Annotated in this window: 17 protein-coding genes; 7 read left to right on the top strand and 10 right to left on the bottom strand. The window is 59.6% G+C overall.

Features of this window, described 5'->3' with window-relative positions; all coding sequences use genetic code 11:
• Nucleotides 1–211: 211 nt before the first annotated feature.
• Entirely contained in the window at nt 212–1153 is a 942-nt protein-coding gene (pfkB, locus tag ACWKV9_RS00325; protein ID WP_483834112.1) for a 1-phosphofructokinase, read from the bottom strand.
• Entirely contained in the window at nt 1153–4014 is a 2862-nt protein-coding gene (gene ptsP / locus ACWKV9_RS00320; protein ID WP_483834111.1) for a phosphoenolpyruvate--protein phosphotransferase, read from the bottom strand. The genes pfkB and ptsP overlap by 1 nt, the downstream gene beginning before the upstream one ends.
• A 403-nt stretch (nt 4015–4417) precedes the next feature.
• Between ptsP and cra the strand changes: the two genes are divergently transcribed.
• The 5 genes from cra to ACWKV9_RS00295 all read left to right on the top strand — a co-directional run bounded on the left by cra (nt 4418) and on the right by ACWKV9_RS00295 (nt 8661).
• Nucleotides 4418–5413, top strand: coding sequence for a catabolite repressor/activator (cra, locus tag ACWKV9_RS00315; RefSeq protein WP_483834110.1), 996 nt, complete (start codon nt 4418–4420; stop codon nt 5411–5413).
• Complete coding sequence (locus ACWKV9_RS00310; RefSeq protein WP_483834109.1) at nt 5410–6195, top strand: TatD family hydrolase; 786 nt, start codon at nt 5410–5412, stop codon at nt 6193–6195. The genes cra and ACWKV9_RS00310 overlap by 4 nt, the downstream gene beginning before the upstream one ends.
• A gap of 90 nt (nt 6196–6285) precedes the next feature.
• Complete coding sequence (locus tag ACWKV9_RS00305) at nt 6286–6711, top strand: low affinity iron permease family protein (protein WP_483834108.1); 426 nt, start codon at nt 6286–6288, stop codon at nt 6709–6711.
• A gap of 74 nt (nt 6712–6785) precedes the next feature.
• Nucleotides 6786–7910, top strand: coding sequence for a DUF3182 family protein (locus tag ACWKV9_RS00300; protein WP_483834107.1), 1125 nt, complete (start codon nt 6786–6788; stop codon nt 7908–7910).
• Nucleotides 7894–8661, top strand: a complete 768-nt coding sequence (locus ACWKV9_RS00295; protein ID WP_483834106.1) for an alpha/beta hydrolase family protein — start codon at nt 7894–7896, stop codon at nt 8659–8661. The genes ACWKV9_RS00300 and ACWKV9_RS00295 overlap by 17 nt, the downstream gene beginning before the upstream one ends.
• A 143-nt stretch (nt 8662–8804) precedes the next feature.
• On the opposite strand, the gene ACWKV9_RS00290 is transcribed toward ACWKV9_RS00295, so the two are convergent.
• Nucleotides 8805–10019 (bottom strand): zinc-dependent alcohol dehydrogenase, encoded by a 1215-nt coding sequence (locus ACWKV9_RS00290; RefSeq protein WP_483834105.1) that lies wholly within the window; start codon nt 10017–10019, stop codon nt 8805–8807.
• 335 nt (nt 10020–10354) lie between these two features.
• On the opposite strand from ACWKV9_RS00290, the gene ACWKV9_RS00285 reads away from it, so the two are divergent.
• The gene (locus ACWKV9_RS00285) at nt 10355–11356 is read left to right on the top strand and encodes a ketopantoate reductase family protein (RefSeq protein WP_483834104.1); all 1002 of its coding nucleotides are present in this window, start codon (nt 10355–10357) and stop codon (nt 11354–11356) included.
• 217 nt (nt 11357–11573) lie between these two features.
• Here the strand turns inward: ACWKV9_RS00285 and garD are convergent, their stop codons facing one another.
• From garD to ACWKV9_RS00250, 7 genes are all read right to left on the bottom strand, one after another.
• Nucleotides 11574–13127: a galactarate dehydratase gene (garD, locus tag ACWKV9_RS00280; RefSeq protein WP_483834103.1), complete on the bottom strand. Its 1554-nt coding sequence runs from the start codon at nt 13125–13127 to the stop codon at nt 11574–11576.
• Nucleotides 13128–13139: 12 nt separating this feature from the next.
• Entirely contained in the window at nt 13140–14510 is a 1371-nt protein-coding gene (locus tag ACWKV9_RS00275; protein WP_483834102.1) for an MFS transporter, read from the bottom strand.
• 169 nt (nt 14511–14679) lie between these two features.
• Nucleotides 14680–15591 carry a 5-dehydro-4-deoxyglucarate dehydratase gene (kdgD, locus tag ACWKV9_RS00270; protein WP_483834101.1) on the bottom strand — a complete coding sequence of 304 codons (912 nt, stop codon included), beginning with the start codon at nt 15589–15591 and terminating at the stop codon, nt 14680–14682.
• 264 nt (nt 15592–15855) lie between these two features.
• Complete coding sequence (locus tag ACWKV9_RS00265) at nt 15856–16605, bottom strand: FadR/GntR family transcriptional regulator (protein ID WP_483834705.1); 750 nt, start codon at nt 16603–16605, stop codon at nt 15856–15858.
• A gap of 108 nt (nt 16606–16713) precedes the next feature.
• A complete protein-coding gene (locus ACWKV9_RS00260) occupies nt 16714–18450 on the bottom strand; it encodes an ABC transporter ATP-binding protein/permease (RefSeq protein ID WP_483834100.1) in 1737 nt (578 codons plus the stop codon).
• A gap of 88 nt (nt 18451–18538) precedes the next feature.
• Nucleotides 18539–19099 carry a response regulator transcription factor gene (locus tag ACWKV9_RS00255; protein WP_483834099.1) on the bottom strand — a complete coding sequence of 187 codons (561 nt, stop codon included), beginning with the start codon at nt 19097–19099 and terminating at the stop codon, nt 18539–18541.
• Nucleotides 19096–20355, bottom strand: a complete 1260-nt coding sequence (locus tag ACWKV9_RS00250) for an ATP-binding protein (protein WP_483834098.1) — start codon at nt 20353–20355, stop codon at nt 19096–19098. The genes ACWKV9_RS00255 and ACWKV9_RS00250 overlap by 4 nt, the downstream gene beginning before the upstream one ends.
• 302 nt (nt 20356–20657) lie before the next feature.
• On the opposite strand from ACWKV9_RS00250, the gene ACWKV9_RS00245 reads away from it, so the two are divergent.
• The gene (locus ACWKV9_RS00245) at nt 20658–21374 is read left to right on the top strand and encodes an SIMPL domain-containing protein (protein WP_483834097.1); all 717 of its coding nucleotides are present in this window, start codon (nt 20658–20660) and stop codon (nt 21372–21374) included.
• Nucleotides 21375–21547: the final 173 nt, after the last annotated feature.

Genomic DNA, 21547 nt, shown 5'->3' with positions numbered 1-21547 from the left:
TCTGTAGGAGCCAACTTGTTGGCGAGACGGCTGACGCGGTGTGCCTGCCAGGACGCCTCGCGAACAAGTTCGCTCCTACAGGGGCCAGGAACGGCGCGCAGCTCTGTGGGAGCCAACTTGTTGGCGAGACGGCTGACGCGGTGTGCCTGCCAAGACGCCTCGCGAACAAGTTCGCTCCTACAGAAACTGCGTTTGAACAACGGGAGCGCACTCATTGTTCAGTCAGCGGGCGTATGTTTACGCCGCTGGCAAGTCGCTTGAGCTGTGCGACGTCGTTGATGCCGAAGCCGATTTGGGTAACGGCCATGGCGGCAATGGCGGTGGCGATGCGCAGGGTTTGCTCGGCGGGATGCCCGCTGAGCAAGCCGTGAACCATGCCTGCCAGCAACGAATCGCCCGCGCCGACCGTGCTGGCGACCGTGACCTTGGGCGGCAACGCCTGCAGCGCGACGGTTGAGCTGAACCAATGCACGCCTTCGGAGCCTTGAGAAATCACCACGTGCTCGATGCCGTTCTGGCGCAATTGCGCAGCGGCTTCCGCTTGGGCAGCAATCGAAATGATGGGCGCATTGAGTGCGTCGGCCAGCTCTTCGGTGTTGGGTTTGATAAGCCACGGCGCAGCTTCGAGCCCCGCGCGCAAGGCTTCGCCGCTGGTGTCCAGCGCCACTTTCAGTCCTTGAGCGTTGAGGTTCAGCAGCAAGGTCTTGAGCCATTGCGCATCGACGCCACGGGGCAGACTGCCCGCGACCACCACCAGATCAAAACCCGGGGCGATCTGTTGGATCCGAGCGGCCAGTGCCTGCTGCGCCTCGACGCTGACCTGCGGCCCTGCGCCATTGACGTCGGTAATACGCCCGGAGCTTTCGGCCAGCTTGATGTTGCTGCGGGTCTCCCCCGGCACGCGCACAAACTCATCGATGAAGCCGCGCTGGGCAAACAGCGTCTCAAACGGCTGCTGATTATCCACCCCGAGAAAGCCCGCCACAGTCAGCTCATGGCCGAGATCTGCCAATACCTGCGCCACGTTCAGGCCCTTGCCGGCAGCGTGACACAGCATCGCTTCGCTGCGGTTGACCTGTCCGACCTGCAACGGGCCCAACTGCACGGTCAGGTCCAGCGCCGGGTTCATGGTCAATGTCAGAATTTTCGCCATTACAGGCCCTCCACGAGCGCGCGGACTTCGCCAGCCGTGCCGACGATCAAGGCCGCCTGCGCCAGCTGTTTTGCGCCGATCAAATTCAATTCGCGCACGCAGGCTTTGACTTCGCCGATGCTGCGCGCCGAAACGCTTAATTCATCGACCCCAAGCCCCACCAGAATCGGTACTGCTATTGGATCTGCCGCCAGCTCGCCGCATACACCGACCCATTTGCCATGGGCATGGGCCGCGCGAACCGTGATGTCGATCAGTTGCAGCACGGCCGGATGCAGGCCGTCAGCCTGGGCCGAAAGCGTCGGATGGCCGCGGTCGATGGCCAGGGTGTACTGGGTCAGGTCGTTGGTGCCGACGCTGAAGAAGTCCACTTCCCGTGCCAGCACCGGCGCCAGCAACGCAGCAGACGGCACTTCGATCATGATCCCCAGCTGCAAGTCAGCCACCGGGATCTCCAGGCGCAAACGCTCAGTCATGTCCCGCGCCTGACGCCACTCCTCAACGGTGCCGACCATGGGAAACATGATGCGCAGCGGACGGTTATCGGCGGCACGCAGCAGCGCGCGCAGTTGGCTTTCCATGACATCGGGGCGCTGCAAGGTCAGACGGATGCCGCGCACGCCGAGGAAAGGGTTTTCTTCTTTGTCGATCGGCCAGTACGGCAGCGGTTTGTCACCGCCGACATCGAGGGTGCGGACCACCAGTGGACGGCCTTGCAGGTCGTCGAGCACACGGCGGTATTCGGCTTCTTGCGTGGCCTCATCGGGCGCCGAACTGTGGGCCATGAACAGCAATTCAGTGCGCAGCAGGCCAATGCCCTCGGCGCCCTGCTCCACTGCGGCTGGCGTGCCTGCACTGTCGCCGATGTTGGCGAACACTTCGACTGCATGGCCATCGCGCGTTACCGCAGGCTCGAAACGCAAAGCGGCAGCAGCCTGCAAGCGCTTTTCACGGGCGTCGCGGTCTTCAATGGCGCGCTGAACGGTGGCGTTATCCGGTGCCACGTTGAGCCGACCACGCTGGCCGTCGATCAACAGCGTTGTGCCGGATTTGATCAAAAGCACCCCGTCGCCAGCCCCGACCAGCGCCGGAATACCCAAGGCACGGGCGACGATGGCGCTGTGGGCAGTGGCGCCGCCGCGTGCGGTGAGAATTCCGGCAACACGCACTGGGTCCAGACGCGCGACATCCGACGGACCGACTTCGTCCATCACCAGAATGTACGGTTGCTCAGGCTCGACCAGATCGTCGACGCCACATATTTGCGCCAGCACCCGGCGCCCGACATCTCGCAGGTCTGCTGCGCGTTCGGCCAACAATACGTCTTGCAGTTGTTCCTGCTGACGGGCTGCTTCTTCGATCACGTTGATCCAGGCGGCGGCCGCGCTTTCGCCTTTCTTCAGGCGTGCGGCGACTTCGTCGACCAGTTCCGGGTCGTCGAGCATTTCCTGGTGGGTGATGAAAATCTCGCGAATGGCCTTGGCCGTGCTGCGCTGGATCAGACGCTGGATGTCTTCGCGCACTTGGGCCAGTGCCGATTGCAGGCGCTCGTGTTCGATTGCATGGGTCTCGCCCAGCAACGGATATTCAAACACCGGCAGCACATGAACGTGGGCCGGGCCGATGGCGATGCCCGGTGAGGCGGCGATGGCCTGGAGCTGGCTGCCATCAGCCGGCGCTTCCAGGGTTTTGGAGATCACCGCAGCGATGGGAGTGGGCGCGACGGCGGTCGGCAGCGGTTCGATGTCTTCGCCGAGGCCTTCGCGAACGGCAGCGATCAGCGCAGGCAATGCATCGCCGGCCACCTTGGGCTCCGCGATAAATTCAAGTATCTGGCCCCGTCGCGCGCCCAGGCTTAGCAGTTTGCTCAGGCTTTTGACCGACACAGCGCTTTCGCCGCCGTCGACAATGCGCACACGCACATCGCCCTCGAAGCTTTTTGCCAGTTGCGCGAGGATTTTCGCCGGGCGCGCGTGCAAGCCGTGAGCGTTGGCAAGACCAATGCGCTCAGTGGGCCAGTCTTCTGGCACTTCGCCGCCCAGCACTTGCAAGACCGCACGGCTGTTCTTTGCGCTGCCGAGTTCGTGGCCACGACCTTCGATCAGCAGCGCACACAGACGCTCGAGCAGCGCTTGATGCGCCTCGCCCAGGCTGGCCAGACAGAACAGGCCCGTCAATGGCTGACCGAGGTGACGAATAGGTTTGTCGGGCGTGACGAACGCCAGACCCGGGCGCTTGACCATTTGCTCGCTATGCAGCCACCACAAGCCATCGCCCAATGGCAGCGGTTCGACCTGTTGCAGCACGGCAGCAAAGCCGTTGCTCGCACAATCAGCCCGGCGCAACAGACGCGCGCCGTGCCAGACCAGCTCTTCGAAATCATCGACGGAAACGCCGAGGCTGATCATCTGCGCGTCGAGCGCCAGCGCTTGCGGCGCGCCTTGCAGGAGCTTGAGCAGCGCTTCGGGGCTATCGGCCTGACGCAGCGCCTCACCCAGATCGGTTTCGCCGAGGGCACGGGTCAGCAACTGCAGCAAGCGCAGGTGTTCATCGGACTTGGCAGCGATGCCGATGGCGAGGTAGACGATCTGGCCGTCGCCCCAATCCACGCCTTCGGGAAATTGCATCAAGCGCACGCCGGTGGCGAATACCAGATCGCGGGTGTCCGGGGTGCCGTGGGGGATGGCGATGCCTTGACCAAGGAAGGTCGATCCCTGCTGCTCGCGAGCCTGCAACCCCGCTAGATAACCCTCGGCAACCAGACCGTCGGCCACCAGCAAATCGGCAAGCAGCTTCAGGGCAGCGGGTTTGTCCGCCGCCGTTTGCGCCATGGAAATCTGCTCTATGGTGAGCTCGAGCATGCTTCTCTCCTTACAGCGCAGGGTCGCGCCCGGTTCTTGTTTTGTGGATCGATCATCAATGATCGACCGTGCCAGCGGACAAGCGGTATCACTCTGACCACCACTTGCGCTCGATTGCAGCACAGCAAATAGGCTTGCTGAATCGTTTAATCTAAATTGCCGGGCACGTTACTCGATAATCTCCTTGGGTTGAAGTCCATCCGGTCGATCTGTAGGAGCGAATTTATTCGCGAGAGGAGTTTCAGCTCACACCGTTTGCCGGAAGTAACATCGTCTCGCGAATAAATTCGCTCCTACAGTAATGCGTCGTCTGGCGTGAGGCTGATGCAATGATGACGCAGATCGGTGAAAATCCCTGGCGATATGATCAAACCCGCCTCACACAACAAAAGGAATGTTCGGGTTGAAACTCAGTGATATTGCGCGTTTGGCAGGTGTGTCTGTGACCACTGCCAGCTACGTGATCAACGGCAAGGCCGAGCAACAACGCATTAGCAGCGCTACCGTGGAGCGTGTTCGCGCGGTGGTCGACGAACATGGTTTTCGGCCTAACCCTCAGGCCGCCGGCTTGCGCAGTCGTCATACGCGCACGCTGGGTTTCATTCTGCCGGACCTGGAAAACCCCAGTTACGCGCGCATCGCCAAGCAACTGGAACAAGGCGCCCGGGCGCGGGGTTATCAGCTACTGATCGCCAGCTCCGACGATGATCCCATCAGCGAGCTGCAATTGTTGCAGCTGTTTCGCGCCCGACGTTGCGACGCACTGTTCGTCGCCAGCTGTCTTCCGGCCAGCGACGACAGTTACCGCGAGCTGCAAAAACAGGGGCTGCCGATCATCGCCATCGACCGGGAAATGGACCCCGCGCTGTTCTGTTCGGTGGTCAGCGATGACCATGACGCCAGCCAGCAACTCACCCGCAGCCTGCTGCAAACCCGCCCGCGCCACATCGCTCTGCTGGGCGCTCGCCCTGAGCTGAGCGTAAGTCGCGAACGCGCCGCAGGCTTCAAGGACGCGCTGGACGGCTTCACCGGAGAGGTCATTATCGAGCACGGCGAAGCATTCAGCCGTGACTGCGGGCTGCGCCTGGCGGGTGAACTGTTTGACCGATTGGGCCACTTGCCCGACGCGTTGATCACTACGTCCTATGTGTTGTTGCAGGGCGTTTTCGACTTGTTGCACAAACGCCGTATGAATCCGGATCAGTTGCACCTCGGGACGTTTGGCGACACCCAACTGCTGGATTTCCTGCCGCTGCCGGTGAACGCCATGGCCCAGCAGCATCAGTTGATCGCTGAAAAAGCTTTGGCCTTGGCGCTCGATGCGGTTGAGAAAGACGTGTACGAGCCGGGGGTGCATGCCATCGTTCGTACGTTCAAGCAGCGCATTCACGAGGGATGAGCGTGAAGCTGATCGACACCCACACCCATCTGGACTTTGACGATTTCGACCAGGATCGTCCCGATGTCCTCGCGCACTGTCAGCAATTGGGCGTCGAGCGGTTGGTGGTGTTGGGCGTCTATGAGCGCAATCTGCAACGGGTGTGGGATTTGGCTTTGAGTGAGCCGTCAGTGTATGCCGCACTGGGGCTGCACCCGATTTACATCGATGAGCATCTCCCGGCGCATCTGGACCAACTGCGCGAGCGATTGAGTCATTTGGCCGGGCATCCAAAGCTATGTGCCATCGGCGAAATCGGTCTGGATTATTACGTCGAAGGTTTGGACCGCGTGCGCCAGCAACAGGTGTTCGAGGCTCAGTTACAAATGGCTGCTGACTTCGATTTGCCCGCCCTGCTCCACGTGCGCCGCAGCCACGCGGACGTCATCGCCACGCTAAAGCGCTTCAAACTCAAGCGGGCGGGGATCATTCATGCGTTCGCTGGCAGTCGCGAAGAAGCGCGCGAGTACACCAAGCTGGGCTTCAAACTCGGGCTTGGCGGCGCGGCAACCTGGCCTCAGGCGCTGCGCATGCATCGAGTCCTTGCTGATCTGCCGCTGGACAGCGTGGTGCTGGAAACCGACTCGCCGGACATGGCCCCTGCGATGTACCCCAATCAGCGCAACAGCCCGGAAAACCTGCCGCAGATTTGCACAACGCTGGCAGAAATCATGGGCATCGAGCCCGACGCCTTGGCGCACGCCAGTACTCACAACGCGAATCAACTGTTCGATTGGCGCTGAAACTGTCACCGATTTCATATTGTAAGAAGAAATTTCAAAGCTCAGCTGCGGTCCCTTAGGTATCACTCATTTGTACCAAGGACACCGGCAATGAAATTCTCCAGGTTCGCTCAGGCGTTATCTAAGTGGACAGGCAGCCCCAAGACCTTTCTGATCGCCGTTTTGCTGATCATCGCTTGGGCCTGCACCGGGCCACTATTCCACTACAACGACACGTGGCAGCTGATCATCAACACTTCGACCACCATCATTACCTTCCTGATGGTCTTCCTGATCCAAAACACCCAAAACCGCGACACAGACGAGCTGCACATCAAGATCGATGAGCTGTTGCGAGTGTCCAAAGACGCGCAAAACGCAGTGTTGAGCCTGGATAATCTGAACCAGAAAGAGCTGCACGCTTTGCGCAAGAAGTACAAGGCTATGGGCGCTGGCGAAGAAATCGATCACACCCAGCCGTTCCCGGAACCCATGTCCGACGAGCAAGTGGACAAGATGGCCACTGATCAGCGTTGAGGAACTACGGTCCTCTGCGGGGCCCTAATCCTACAGAGGAATTCGCTGCCAATTTTTGAACAGGGAGTTTGCGCATGAGCGGGTCAGAAACCAGCACTGCAAAGTCTGAAGTTGTTCTGCTCTCCACCCATAAGAAACTCGCTACACATGAAGTCGGTGTTCACTCGGCCCTTGGTGAGCAGATCGCCAAGCTGCTGGGCGCCAAATTTTCCGGCTTGTATGACCCCGCCCTGCACAAGGGTCCGGGGTTGTACTTCATCCCTTCCGACACGCTGATCGGCAAAGACGCTGGCGATGCGCTGAATATTCGCTCAGTGCGCGATTTCTTCGGCGGCTTGATCCAGCACCCGTTCATGGCAACCAAAGCAATTTCCCATCCCTTGCTCGATGACGCCACGGCAAAACCGGAAGGCTGGTCGGACAGGTTTTTTGAGGACGCCGCCGATTCTGTGCTTCACGGTTTCACCGTATTTAACCTGGCGGACGCTCATCGCGCAGGCAGAAAGCTGCTGGCCGAGGGCCCTGTTCGTGTGAAGCCAGTGCTGGCGACAGCCGGACGCGGGCAAATAGTGGTCACGTCCGAAACCGAACTGGACCAAGCCATCGATGCACAAGAGCGTGGCGAGATCGAGGAATGGGGGCTTGTGCTCGAAGAGGACTTGCACGACGTCATCACTTACAGCGTCGGGCAGATCCAGGTGGCTGGCATCGTGATCAGCTACCACGGCACCCAAAGCCTGACCAAAGACAATGACGGCGAGACCGTTTATGGAGGGTCGGAACTGTGGCTGGTACGTGGCGACTACGACGAATTGCTCAAACTCGATCTCGACGCGGATGTCAGAAAATCGGTCAATCAGGCGATGAGTTACGAGAAGGCGGCACACGATTGCTTCCCGGACTTCCTAGCTTCCAGGCGAAACTACGACATCGCACATGGCACGAACTCACGCGGGCAGGTGTGCTCCGGCGTGCTCGAGCAGTCCTGGCGAATCGGCGGTGCGAGTCCAGCGGAAGTCCAGGCGCTGGTGGCGTTCGCCGCCGATCCGGGCCTGAACCATATCAGCGTGTCGACCCACGAAATTTACGGCGAAACCACCCTGCCCCCAGGCGCTAACGTGCTTTACGAAGGCGATGACCCAGACGTCGGCTTCATCACCAAATTCACACAGGTCCAGCCCTATGACGGTTCGCAGTGAAACCATCGACATCGCTGTCGATGATCAAAGCATTTCCGGCACCATCCTCACGCCGGGCGCCAAATTGCCCGGCATCCTCTTCGTCCATGGTTGGGGCGGCAGTCAGCAGCGGGACCTGGCGCGAGCCAAGAACATCACGGGCCTGGGTTGCGTTTGCCTGACGTTCGATTTGCGCGGACACGAACGCACTCATGAAATGCGTGCTTCGGTATCCCGTGAGCAAAGCATGGCGGACCTTTTGGCTGCCTATGACAGGCTCGCTAGCCATCCGGCTGTGGATAACAACGCGATTGCGGTGATTGGTAGCAGTTATGGCGGTTATCTGGCGACGATTTTGAGCGGTATTCGTCCGGTGAAATGGCTGGCGCTGCGGGTGCCGGCCTTGTACTGGGACGCGGACTGGGACATGCCCAAACAGGCGCTGGACCGCGACAAGCTTGCGCACTACCGACGCTCCGCCGTGACCGCTGCTGACAATAGAGCCCTGGCGGCGTGCAAGGATTTCAAGGGCGATGTGTTGTTGGTCGAATCAGAAACGGATGACTATGTGCCCCACGCCACGGTGATGAGCTATCGCACGGCGTTCGACCTGGCGCACTCGCTGACCTACCGCCTGGTGGACGGCGCCGACCATGCGCTGACCAGCGACACCAGTCAGCTCGCGTACACCACTATGCTGACCAACTGGATCAGCGAAATGGTGATTGGCTCGCGAATCATTGATTACCCGCATTCTTCTGCATTTGCCTGATCGCGGTTCTAAGCGCGCCGCGATTCTGTAGGAGCCTACTTGTTGGCGAGGCAGGCACCTCGGTGTATCAAACAGGCCCTCTCGCGAACAAGTTCGCTCCTACAGGTTGCGTCGCAGTTGGAGCGAGCTAATCAGACAAATCCCTACTGCACCACCACATCATTGGCCGACAACTCAGTACGGCTATCAAACCCCGGCGTCAGGATGATCTTGCGGCAGTCTTCTTCTTTCTTGTCGAAGATTCGATACCCCTCCACCGCCTCTTCCAGCGACAACCGGTGCGTCACGATCGCCTCGGGCGACAGCGCACCGCTTTCGATGAACTCCAGCAATTCCGGCAGATAGCGCTGCACATGGGTCTGGCCCATCTTGAAGGTCAGCCCCTTGTCGAACGCGTCGCCGAACATGAAGCCGTGAATGAATCCGGCGTAAACCCCGGGCACGCTTACGGTGCCGCCACGGCGCACGGCTGCAATGCACTGGCGCAACGCCTTGCCGCTGCTGCCTTCCAGCTTGAGCGTGGCGAGGATGGTTTCAGTGGTGCTGCCCTTCGCCTCAAACCCCACTGCATCAACCACACCGTCAACGCCGCGCATGCCGCGGGTCTGGCGAATGATGGTGTCTGCCGGATCATCGTCCTCGTCGAAGTTGATCGGAATAACGCCGTAGGTGAACTGCGCGTATGCCAAGCGATAGGCGTGGTGATCGACCATGAAAATTTGCTCCACCCCAAGCATCTTGGCGCAGGCAGCGGCAAGCAGCCCTACCGGACCGGCGCCGTAGATGGCGAGACTCGACCCCGGTCCTACGCCCGCGTTGAGCACTGCCTGATAGGCCGTCGGAAGGATGTCCGACAGAAACAGCACCTTCTCGTCGGACAGAGTGCCCGGCACTTTGAAAGGCCCGACGTTGCCCTTGGGCACCCGGACATATTCCGCCTGACCACCCGGAATGCCTCCGTACAAATGGCTGAAACCAAACAGCGCAGCACCTGGCGGAATCGACTTCTTGTTCAGGATCGCGCCACGCCCGGTGTTGGTGGTTTCGCACGCAGCAAACAGATCCATCTGGCAGAAGAAACAGCCACCACACGCGATCACGAACGGGATGACCACGCGATCTCCCGGTTTGACTGCGGTCACTTGCGGGCCGACTTCTTCGACGATGCCCATGAATTCATGGCCGAAGATATCGCCGTGCTCGGTCGCCGGTATCTTGCCGCGATACAGGTGCAGATCCGAGCCACAGATGGCAGTGGCCGTGACTTTGAGCAAGACGTCATCGGCCTCTTGAATGATGGGATCGGCGACGGTTTCGACACGTACGTCGTGGGCGCCGTGGTAGGTCAGTGCACGCATGAACTTCTCCTTGTTTTGCCTTAGCCAATAAGCTGCGGCGCAGCGCGTGGGGCTTGCGCCGCCTGTATGGAATAGGGAGGAGCGAACGCGACGCGAAGTTCAGGTACGCGCGACGGGAAGCGGACGGGCGGGAGGGTGAAGCTCACCGCTGTAGGAGCGCGCTTGCCCCGCGATTGAGATGGGTCAGAAACAAATCGCGTGATGACACACCGCAATCGCGGGCAAGCGCGCTCCTACAGGGCCTTCACCGCACTGGCGCTTACAATGAAATTCAGGCGATATTGCGCAACAGGCTGGCCTCACACGCAGCCGATGTCCGATCACTTGGAGCTGTCATGAATTCTTCTTCCTTGCGCGTCTGCATTGCCGGCGCTGGCGCCATTGGCTGCACGCTGGCGGCGCGTATCGCTTTGAGTGGTCAGCCGGTCAGCGTCTTCGCTCGCGGCAAGACCCTCGATGCGCTGAAGCGCAACGGCATTCACTTAAAGGATCTTGAGGGGCGCCATCACGTCAAGGTCAACGCCAGCGACAACGCACAGACCCTGGGCGAGCAGGACGTGGTGTTTCTGTGCACCAAGGCGCCTTCGCTGACCACGCTGTTGCCGCAGATTCAGCCACTGATCGGACCCGATACGTTGGTGATTCCGATGGTTAACGGCGTGCCGTGGTGGTATTTCCATGGCGAAGGTGGCCAGTTCGAAGGTGAGCGCATTGCCAGCGTCGACCCTGACGGCGTGATCCACGACTCACTGAACCTGAATAACGTCATCGGCTGCGTGGTGTTCATGACCGCGCAAAGCTCGGCGCCAGGTGTGGTCAGCACCCATAACGCGTACCGAATCATCTTCGGGGAACTGAACAACGAGCTGACGCCGCGGCTGGAAACAGTTTGCTCGCTGATCTACCGCGCTGGCATTGAAGCCCAAGGCTCGGACCGTATCCGCGATCAGCTGTGGACCAAGATCATCGCCAACCTGACATCAAACCCTGTGTCGGTCGTGACCGGAGCCACGCTTGAGCAGATTTATGGCTTGCCGGAAATGCGCGAACTGGCGCTGGCGACTTTTCATGAAGCAATGGCGGTTGCCACGGCTTACGACGCACGACTGAGCATGGAGCCGACGACGTTCATGCAGTTCGGCGCCAGCATGGGCGCGGTGCGCACATCAATGCTGCAGGACTTTGACAAGGGCCTGCCACTTGAGCTGGCGGCGATTGGCGATGCGGTGCTGGAGATGGCCGCCAAGGTAAACATCCCGATGCCGATTACCCGCAGCATCGTGACCCTGGCCCGGTTTTGCGGCGAGCATCCGCACAAGGATCATGTGCGGCATTGAGCGGCAGGAATTGTGGGAGGGGCAGCCTCGCTCCAACAGAATCCGTGATCGGCGCACAGCGGTTGCCGTACCAAAACTCGTGGGAGCGGACCTGTCCGCGAATACAGTGTTTCAGGCAAGGGATTTGTATCGAATGTCACAACGTCTTCGCGGACAGGTCCGCTCCCACAGATTTAGCGCTGTTCTGTAGGAGCGCGCTTGCCCGCGAAGCGGTCGATCAGGTAATCGGCGCCGGGTTGAACAGGGTGATGTCGTTGTGCAAACGATAATGCTCGGTCCACGTTTTCTTTTTGCCGCTGGCGACATCCAGATAGAAGTGGAACAGCTCCCAGCCCAGGTCTTCAATGCTTGCACGCCCTGTGGCAATCCGCCCGGCGTCGATGTCGATCAGGTCCGGCCAGCGTTGCGCCAGTTCGGTGCGGGTCGAGACTTTCACCACTGGCGACATCGCCAGACCATACGGCGTGCCGCGCCCGGTGGTGAACACGTGCAGATTCATCCCGGCCGCCAGTTGCAGCGTCCCGCAGACAAAATCGCTCGCCGGTGTGGCGCAGAAGATCAGCCCTTTGCGCGACACTCGTTCGCCAGGGCCCAGCACCGCGTTGATCGCGCTGTTGCCGGACTTGACGATCGACCCCAGGGACTTCTCGACAATGTTCGACAACCCACCCTTCTTGTTGCCCGGTGTGGTGTTGGCGCTGCGGTCCGCTTCGCCCTTGGCCAGGTAACGGTCGTACCAGTCCATTTCCCGCACCAGCCCTTCGGCGACTTCCATGGTTTCCGCGCGAGAGGTCAGCAAATAAATGGCGTCCCGGACTTCGGTCACTTCGGAAAACATCACCGTAGCGCCCGCGCGCAGCAGCAAGTCCGACGCATAGCCCAGCGCCGGGTTGGCGGTAATGCCAGAAAACGCGTCACTGCCGCCGCACTGCATACCCAGAATCAGCTCGGACGCCGGCACGGTTTCGCGACGACGCAGATCGAGTTTCTTCAAGCGGGTTTCGGCCAGTTCCATGATCTGCTCGATCATTTCATTGAAGCCGTGACTGGAATCCTGCAACCGGTACAGCCACGGATCGGTGAGATCCACCGAAGCATCATCTTCGTGCATAACCTGCCCGGCCTGCAATTTCTCGCAGCCCAGGCTGATCACCAACGCTTCGCCACCCAGATTCGGGTTACGCGCGAGATTGCGCACGGTGCGAATCGGGATGTAGGCGTCCTTGGCCGTGATGGCCACGCCGCAGCCGTAGCTGTGGGTGATGGCTACTACGTCATCGACATTGGGGTACTTGGGCAACAGCTCTTCACGGATGCGCTTGACCGCGAAATCCAGTACGCCAGTGACGCACTGAACCGTGGTGGTGATCCCCAGAATATTGCGCGTGCCGACTGTACCGTCAGCATTGCGATAGCCCTCGAACGTGAAGCCTTCCAGGGCTTCACCTCGCACCGGCACAGCGTCGGACATCGGCAGACTGTCCAGCGGCGGCGCCGACGGCATGCGCAATTGATCTTCCTTGACCCAACTGCCCTTCGGAATCGGTTGCAGCGCGTAGCCAATGGTGTGGCCATAACGAATGATCGGCTCACCTTCGGCAATGTCCACGGTGTTGACCTTGTGGCTCTGCGGAACGTTGTCGATGGTCACCAGACCGTTATCGAATTCTGTCCCCGCCGGGACGCCCTGGTCATTGACCACGACGACGACGTTATCAAGCGCATGCAAGCGGATGTAACGCGGCGAGTCGGCATGTTGGATCAAGTTCATCACGGTTTTTCCTCAGAGTTTCGCTTGAGAAAGATCGGCTTCACTGGCCGGTTGGAGACCCTTCGATGGGGTTTCCTTGAGTTCTACACGTTTGATTTCACCGACGATGAAGACGTAGCTGATCACCGCCACCAGCGCGTTGGCGCCGACGAACACCAAGGCCCATTTGAACGAACCGGTGGTGCTGATGATGTACCCAATCACGATCGGGGTGGTGATCGATGCGATGTTGCCGAACATGTTGAACAGGCCGCCGCTCAAGCCGGCAATCTGCTTTGGCGAAGCGTCGGACATGACCGCCCAACCCAGTGCGCCCACGCCTTTGCCGAAGAAGGCCAGAGCCATGAAGCCCACGACGACCCATTCGATATCGACGTAGTTACACGTCACGATGGAAGTCGACAGCAGCAGACCGCCAATGATTGGCGCCTTGCGGGCGAAGGTCAGCGAGTGGCCTTTGCGCAGCAGATAGTCGGAAATCACCCCGCCCAGCACGCCGCCGATGAAGCCGCAGATGGCTGGCAGCGAGGCAATGAAACCGGCCTTGAGGATGGTCATGCCACGTTCTTGCACCAGGTACACCGGGAACCAGGTCAGGAAGAAATAGGTGATGCCGTTGATGCAGTACTGAGCCAGGTAAATACCCAGCATCATGCGGTTGGTCAGCAACTGACGCACGTAGTCCCATTTCGGACCGCTGGCCGAGCCTTTGCCCTTGTCCTGATCCATGTCGACCATGCCGCCGTTGTTGGCGATGTGATCGAACTCCTCCTTGTTGATTTTCGGGTGGTTGCGCGGGCTGTGGATAACTTTCAGCCAGATCAGCGAGAAGATGATGCCGATGCTGCCCATGACCACGAACACATGCTGCCAGCCGAAGGTGTAGACGATCCAGCCCATGATCGGGGCGAACAGAACGGTGGCAAAGTATTGCGCCGAGTTGAAGATCGCCGAAGCAGTCCCGCGTTCGGAAGTCGGGAACCAGGCCGCGACGATACGGGCGTTGCCAGGAAAGGAAGGTGCTTCCGCCAAGCCCACCATGAAACGCAGGGCGAACAGCAGGAAGATTGCAGTCGAGAGACCGAACTCACCGACATAGCCTTGCAGCACGGTGAACAGCGACCAGGTGAAGATGCTCAGTGCGTAGACTTTCTTGGAGCCGTAGCGGTCAAGCAACCAGCCGCCGGGGATCTGACCGGCGACATAGGCCCAACCGAACGCGGAGAAGATAAAACCGAGGGTGACGGCATCGATGCCGAGACTTTTTTGCAGGCTGGAGCCTGCGATTGCGATGGTTGCACGGTCGGCATAGTTGATCGTGGTCACCAGAAAAAGCATGAGCAAGATCAAATACCGGACGTGAGTCGGCTTGGTTTTCAGCATGTCAGAAACTCCCACTAATTATTTTTTTGTGCGGGTTAAACGATCTTATGTGTGTGCTTGCTACTCGCCGCTGCCCCTTAGTTCAGCTGCGATTGATGCGGTGAAACGCTAAAGCCCGACGGCAAAAAACCGCTGATTGCTCAGCGGTTCTTGATCAGGTGCGTGCCGGTTATTGCGCGCCCTGCTTGTCCATCAGTGCAGCGAGCATTTCGTACTCTTCTGCGGTTAGGTCGGTCAGTGGGGTACGAACCGGACCTGCGTCGTAACCGGCAATTTTCGCGCCTGCTTTGACGATGCTGACGGCGTAACCGGATTTGCGGTTACGGATATCGAGGTAAGGCAGGAAGAAATCGTCGATCAGCTTGCCGACGGTCTGGTGATCGTCGCGAGCGATGGCGTGGTAGAAATCCATCGCCATTTTCGGCAGGAAGTTGAACACCGCCGATGAGTAGACCGGCACGCCCAGCGCTTTGTAGGCCGCAGCGTAGACTTCAGCGGTCGGCAAACCACCCAGGTAAGAGAAGCGATCGCCCAGACGACGACGGATCGACACCATCAGCTCGATGTCGCCCAGACCATCTTTGTAACCGATCAGGTTAGGGCAACGCTCGGCCAGACGTTCCAGCAGCGGAGCAGTCAGGCGGCAGACGTTACGGTTGTAAACGACAACGCCGATTTTGACGGATTTGCAAACGGCTTCAACGTGAGCGGCAACGCCGTCCTGGCTGGCTTCAGTCAGGTAATGCGGCAGCAGCAGCAGGCCTTTGGCGCCCAGACGCTCGGCTTCCTGAGCGTATTCGATCGCTTGACGGGTCGAGCCACCGACACCGGCCAGGATTGGCACGCTGTGTTCGCAAGTGTCGACGGCAGTTTTGATGACTTCGGAGTATTCGCTGGCGGCAAGGGAGAAGAACTCACCAGTACCACCGGCGGCGAACAAGGCAGTTGCGCCGTACGGAGCAAGCCACTCCAGACGTTTGATATAGCCAGCGCGGTGGAAATCGCCCTGGGCATTGAAATCGGTAACCGGGAAGGACAACAGACCGGCAGAGAGGACGGACTTCAGTTCTTGTGGATTCATTATTCGAACACCCTGGGACAATTTTTGTGGATTTTGTGGATGAAGCATCAGTCCTGCGCTGATGTCGTAAGTCATCGTACAACTGTAATCGGGAGGACTCAATAGGGGGTCTGAAAATTTATGTTTGGGGGGATGAATGGTGGAATTTGCTTTAGATCGTGTAGGAGCTGACGAGCCGCCGAAGGCTGCGATGCGCTGTGTCAGACAAATTGTTTCGCAGCCTTCGGCGGCTCGTCAGCTCCTACAAAAGCAGCCACTGTGGGATCAAGCCCGCTGCGACTCTGCCTCTTCATGGGCATGACGCAAGCGTTCGCGGCTGTTGGTCAGGTGCAGGCGCATCGCGGCGCGGGCGGCGTCGGAGTCCTGGCGGGCGATGGCGTCGTAGATTTCTTCATGCTCGCGGCTCAATCGACCCATGTAGTGCTGATGGTCATCGTGAGCGATGCGTGCAGAATTCAGCCGAGTACGGGGAATGATGCTGGTGCCCAGGTGATTCATGATGTCAGTGAAGTAACGGTTGCCGGTCGACAGCGCAATCGCCATGTGAAACTGAAAGTCTGGTCCGACCGAATCACTTGAGTGCGACACACCTTCATTCAGCGCATCCAGTGCAGCGCGCATATCGGCCAGTTGTTCGGGGGAGCGACGTTGCGCCGCCAGCCCTGCGGACTCCACTTCCAGACTAATGCGCAGTTCAAGAATCGCCAGCACATCGCGCAGAGTGACGATGGTCGCCGGATCGATACGGAAGCCGCTGGGGCTCGGCGTGTCCAGCACGAAGGTGCCGATGCCGTGACGGGTTTCAACCAGGCCAGACGCCTGCAAGCGGGAAATCGCTTCACGTACAACCGTTCGGCTGACGCCCTGCTCTTCCATGATCGCTGACTCGGTGGGCAACTTGTCGCCGCGCTTCAACAGGCCGCTGCGAATGCGCTCGGACAGCTCGGTCACCAACTCTTGGGCCAGGCTGCGGTGCTTTCGGCGGGCGCGAGGCGGAGCACTCTGATTTTCCATATCCAACATGCGTCTCTAAATACGGTGAAAGGGTAATCATAGCTCACCGGGTTGTACGATCACACCCGGCGAGCTTATTAACCAAAGGGCTATTGTGCCAGCGTCGTGCTAAACCACCGGCTCGGGCAAAGGTTGCTCACGCAACTGACCCGAGTCGATGCGCAAATGGCGACCGTGGAAGCGTTTCAAACTGCTGCGATGGCCGATGCTGAGCAGGGTCAGGCCCGGCAGTTCATCAAGCAACGCCTGATACAGCGCCGCTTCATCTTCCTCGTCCATCGCCGAAGTCGCTTCGTCCAGATACAGCCATTGCGGCGCGTACAACAGCGCGCGAGCGAAGGCCACGCGCTGCTGCTCGCCGGGGGAGAGCATGCGTTGCCAGTGATTGCTCTCGTCCAGACGAGGAATCAAATGGCTCAGACGGCATGTTTCGAGGATCTGAGCGAAACGCTCGGCCGGGTACACTTCCGGCAGCTGTGGATAACTCAAGGCTTCGCGCAGGGTGCCGATCGGCAGATACGGTTTCTGCGGCAGGAACAATGAACGCTGCGCTGGCAACTTCACGGCGCCATGACCATCCAGCCACAAGCCACCCATTGCGCGCAGCAAGGTACTTTTGCCGCTGCCCGAGCGACCACTGAGCATGACCTTATCGCCAGCGGCGATGTTGGCATTGGCGTTGGTCAGCAATTGACGCCCACCGGCCAGTGACAAATCCAGCCCTTCCAGGCGCAGTGCGTTCTGCTCGTGGGTCACGTTGATTGCGGGCACACGTGCCTCGTTCTGATCCATCGCCTGGCGGAAGCTCAATAGACGATCACACGTGGCGCGCCATGAGGCCAATGACGCGTACGCATCAATAAACCAGCTGAAGTTTTCCTGCACATTGCCGAACGCGGAGTTGATCTGCATCAGTTCGCCCAATTCAATCTTGCCAGCGAAGTAACGTGGCGCAGCGACGACGAAGGCGAAAATAATGGCGATTTGCGAGTAACCAGCGGTGAAGAACGTCAGCCGTTTCTGCACCTTCATGATCGTCCAGAAGTTGCTCCAGACCATGCCGAAGCGGCTGCTAAGGCGTTCGTTTTCGTTGGCCTCGCCGTTCGACAGCGCAATACTTTCAGCGTTTTCACGCACGCGCACCAACGAGAAACGCATGTCGGCTTCGTAGCGTTGCTGCTGGTTACTTAGCAGGATCAAACGCTTGCCGATCAGGTGGGTCAGCACACTGCCGACGGCCGCATAGACCAGCGCAGCCCAGAACATGTAGCCGGGAATGGTGATACCAAACAACTCGATGCTGCCGGACACGCCCCACAAAATGACCGAAAACGACACCAGGCTGACCACCGTGCGCAGCAGGCCGAGACTCAGGCTCAGGGTGTCGGACGTGAAGTTGTTGAGGTCTTCGGACAGACGTTGGTCAGGGTTGTCGGTGTAACCGCCCTGCTCCAGTCGGTAATAATTCTTGTGCGCGAGCCACTTGGCGAAGTGCTGCTCGGTCAACCAGCGCCGCCAGCGGATAGTCAGCATTTGCGTGAGGTACAGGCGATAAACCGCGCCAAGAATGGCGATGGCGGCGATCCCGCAGAAGTAAAGGATCAGGTGGGTAAACGCAGCGAGGTCTTTGTTCTGAAGCGCGTTATAGAAGTCGCGATACCAGCTGTTGACCAGCACCGAGATGAACACGCTAAACAAAGACAGGATGATCACGGCAATCAGCAGAACCCACGCCATGCCTTTTTCCTCGCTGCGCCAATAAGGCGTGACAAGGTTCCAGACGCGGGAAAAAAACTTCCCTGACACGGTGTCGTTGACCGTGGATTCTTCGGGATTCAAATTCATGGTTAAGGCTCAGTGGCAGGTATTTAGTAGCGTCTTAACAATGTGCCAGACGCCACCCACGATCTTCCATGAATAAAGTTTTAACTCCTCAGCGACGCACCGGCCGCTTTTGCAGCTTGCGTTGCAGGGTACGGCGGTGCATGCCCAGCGCCCGCGCCGTGGCGGAGATGTTGCCTTCGTGCTCGGTCAGCACGCGCTGAATGTGTTCCCACTGCAAGCGGTCCACGGACATAGGATTTTCTGGCACCAGGGTGTCGAGGTCGGCGTGCTCGGACAGCAACGCCGCCAGCACGTCATCGGCGTCGGCCGGTTTGCACAAGTAGTTGCAGGCGCCGCGCTTGATGGCTTCGACAGCCGTGGCGATGCTCGAATAACCGGTCAGTATCAGGACACGCATTTCCGGGTCCAGTTCCAGCAGCTTGGGCAATAGCACCAGTCCCGAGTCGCCCTCCATCTTCAGGTCGACAGCCGCGTAGTCCGGGATATCTGCCTGGGCGAGAGTCAAACCTTCCTCGGCAGAACCTGCGGTACTGACGCGAAAACCACGACGGGCCATGGCACGTGCCATCACACGGGTGAAGGTGGCGTCATCGTCGACCAGTAACAAATGTGGCAGCTCTTCGCCTTCAACCTGAATTTCGTCAGTCATGCTTCATCTCCTCGTGCGTCACGGGGCAGGCGCAGCTCGGTGAGCGTGCCGCCTTCCTCGTGAGGATAGAGTTTCACCGAGCCGCCCGCGCGGGTCACGCTGGCTTTGCTCAAGAACAGGCCCAAGCCAAAGCCTTTGCCCTTCGTTGTAAAAAACGGTTTACCGATTTGTTCTGCGACCGCCAAAGGTACGCCAGCGCCATGATCCCGAATGCTGATGCAGATCTCGTGTTCGTCCCAGTCCAGATTGACTTCAAGCCCTTCCGGGCAGGCGTCGGCGGCGTTATTCAGCAGGTTCAGCAGGGCCTGGGTCAGGTCCGGCGGCGGCGCTATCATCGGCAGCTCGCCCTGACCCAGACGCTGGAAACGATAGCTCGCTTCGGGGCGCATCAGGTGCCAACGATTGAGTGCCTGATCGAGCCAGTGGCTGACAGTCTGCTCTTGTACCGCAAGACGGCGATTGGCTTCAGCTGCGCGTACCAGTTGCTGCAGGGTTTCCTTACACAGCTTGACTTGGTCTTGCAGTATCGACAGGTCTTCCTGAAGTGCTGGATCGTGATGGTCCTGACGCATTTCCTTGAGCAGCACGCTCATGGTGGCCAGCGGCGTGCCCAATTCGTGCGCAGCGCCAGCGGCTTCGGTCGCTACCGCGAGCAACTGTTGATCGCGGGCGCCCTCTTCCCGGCGCAGCGCTCGCATGTGCTCCTGGCGACGCAGCTCCTCGGCCATGCGCGCGGCAAAGAAGGTGATCACACCCGCCGCCAGGGCGAAGCTCAGCCACATGCCGTAAATCTGTAGCTTTTCCCGCGACGCCGCGAAGGCCGCCAACGGGTAGAACTGCGCCAGCATGAGGGTGTACAGCGCCAGCGCGATACCGGACAGGATCAGCGAATAGCGCCACGGCAACGTCACCGCAGCAATGGTCAGCGGCACCAGATAATAAGAAACGAACGGGTTGGTCGAGCCGCCGGAGAAGAACAGCAGTGCGCTGTGGATAAACAGGTCGAACGCCAGCTGCACGGCGTATTCAAGCTCGGTCACCGGCCATGAGGTACGCAGGCGCAGGGCCGTCAGCAAACAGACGATGCCCGATATGCCGAGCGTGACGTCCAGTTGTAGCCAGGGCAGCGGCAGCAGATCGAACAGGTAGGCAAACCCGACGGAGCCAGCCTGCGCGGCCAATACCAGCACGCGCACGAACGTCAGCCGCCAGAGGTTTTGGCGGGTAGCAGAAAGCATTTGGACGGGGGCGAGCATGAGCTCTCCTGATGAGCGCTCCAGGCGAATCGGAGCGAGTATAACCAATGCCGCCGGGAATGCAGCGTCAGTGCGTCAAAGCGCCACATGTGTGGCGTTCCTCGCGGCAGATGACGCCCATTGTAGGAGCGCGCTTGCCCGCGATGACGTCGGCACATCCAGCATTTCGTTAAATTGACACACCGCAATCGCGGGCAAGCGCGCTCCTACAATGTCGATCAGGAACAAGACCCCCGGATTACAGTCTCATTGGCATCCGTGCGGCGAGCCATCGCCTACGGTCCACACAACAAGGAGTTTATATGTTCATCCGTCGCCCGCTTGCCACCCTCGTCGCTGTCGGCACTGCCGCGCTCGCCAGCCTTCCCGCCCTGGCCGATGACGTTCACTACAACCAGGTTTCAGTGCGTGCCGAGGTCAATCAGGACGTTCAGCGTGACCTGATGATGGTCACCTTTTACAGCGAATCCCAGAATTCCGACCCTGCCAAACTGGCTGCAGAAATCACCGAAAACCTGAACAAGGCGCTGGGCCAGGCCCGTCAGGTCAAAGACGTGACTATCCGCCAGGGCAACCGCAACAGCTACCCGGTCTACGATGACAAAGGCCAGAAAATCACCGGCTGGCGCGAACGTGCCGAGCTGCGTCTGGAAAGCGCCGACTTCGCAGCACTGTCCAAGCTGACCGGCGACCTGCTGAGCACCGAGATGAAAATGGGCGGCATGGACTTTTCAATCTCCAAGCCTGCGCGCAAAGCCAGCGAAGACACCCTGCTCAAGGACGCCGTTGCCGCGTTCAAAACCCGCGCCCAACTGGTCACCGACGCGCTGGGCGGCAGCAGTTACAAACTGGTCAACCTGAACCTGAACACCTCAGGCTATCCACAGCCTTATGCGCGCGCCCCGGTCATGATGATGAAAGCTGCGCGTAGCGATGCAGCCCCGGCGCCAGACGTCGAAGCTGGCACTGCCGAAGTCAGCGTCACTGCCGACGGTGTGATCGAAGTCGCGATACCGTGACGCCAGGCAGCGGCAGCATTGGGCTGCCGCTGTTTCCCTCCTTTGTTTCAGCGTTTTACGTGTCACTCAGTCGCACTTGCTCCGTAGGCCGGTTCCTCTCTCCTACGCGCTGTAGTGATCTTCCCGATTTGCTTTCCCGTGACGCTCCATAAAATGAACGGCGCACGCGCTCA

The organism is Pseudomonas corni, from assembly GCF_057128765.1.
Note: the sequence above shows the minus strand (reverse complement) of the source record. Positions and strands in the feature narration are given on the sequence as shown.

Excerpts from the sequence above, each read along its gene's own strand:
- ACWKV9_RS00260 (WP_483834100.1), bottom strand. The coding sequence starts at position 18,450 with ATGAATTTGAATCCCGAAGAATCCACGGTCAACGACACCGTGTCAGGG.
- ACWKV9_RS00290 (WP_483834105.1), bottom strand. The coding sequence starts at position 10,019 with ATGCGTGCACTGACCTACCACGGCGCCCACGACGTACGTGTCGAAACC.
- ACWKV9_RS00255 (WP_483834099.1), bottom strand. The coding sequence starts at position 19,099 with ATGACTGACGAAATTCAGGTTGAAGGCGAAGAGCTGCCACATTTGTTA.
- ACWKV9_RS00310 (WP_483834109.1), top strand. The coding sequence starts at position 5,410 with ATGAGCGTGAAGCTGATCGACACCCACACCCATCTGGACTTTGACGAT.
- ACWKV9_RS00275 (WP_483834102.1), bottom strand. The coding sequence starts at position 14,510 with ATGCTGAAAACCAAGCCGACTCACGTCCGGTATTTGATCTTGCTCATG.
- ACWKV9_RS00285 (WP_483834104.1), top strand. The coding sequence starts at position 10,355 with ATGAATTCTTCTTCCTTGCGCGTCTGCATTGCCGGCGCTGGCGCCATT.
- ACWKV9_RS00250 (WP_483834098.1), bottom strand. The coding sequence starts at position 20,355 with ATGCTCGCCCCCGTCCAAATGCTTTCTGCTACCCGCCAAAACCTCTGG.
- ACWKV9_RS00300 (WP_483834107.1), top strand. The coding sequence starts at position 6,786 with ATGAGCGGGTCAGAAACCAGCACTGCAAAGTCTGAAGTTGTTCTGCTC.
- ACWKV9_RS00265 (WP_483834705.1), bottom strand. The coding sequence starts at position 16,605 with ATGGAAAATCAGAGTGCTCCGCCTCGCGCCCGCCGAAAGCACCGCAGC.
- ACWKV9_RS00295 (WP_483834106.1), top strand. The coding sequence starts at position 7,894 with ATGACGGTTCGCAGTGAAACCATCGACATCGCTGTCGATGATCAAAGC.
- ACWKV9_RS00305 (WP_483834108.1), top strand. The coding sequence starts at position 6,286 with ATGAAATTCTCCAGGTTCGCTCAGGCGTTATCTAAGTGGACAGGCAGC.
- ptsP (WP_483834111.1), bottom strand. The coding sequence starts at position 4,014 with ATGCTCGAGCTCACCATAGAGCAGATTTCCATGGCGCAAACGGCGGCG.
- garD (WP_483834103.1), bottom strand. The coding sequence starts at position 13,127 with ATGAACTTGATCCAACATGCCGACTCGCCGCGTTACATCCGCTTGCAT.
- ACWKV9_RS00245 (WP_483834097.1), top strand. The coding sequence starts at position 20,658 with ATGTTCATCCGTCGCCCGCTTGCCACCCTCGTCGCTGTCGGCACTGCC.
- pfkB (WP_483834112.1), bottom strand. The coding sequence starts at position 1,153 with ATGGCGAAAATTCTGACATTGACCATGAACCCGGCGCTGGACCTGACC.
- kdgD (WP_483834101.1), bottom strand. The coding sequence starts at position 15,591 with ATGAATCCACAAGAACTGAAGTCCGTCCTCTCTGCCGGTCTGTTGTCC.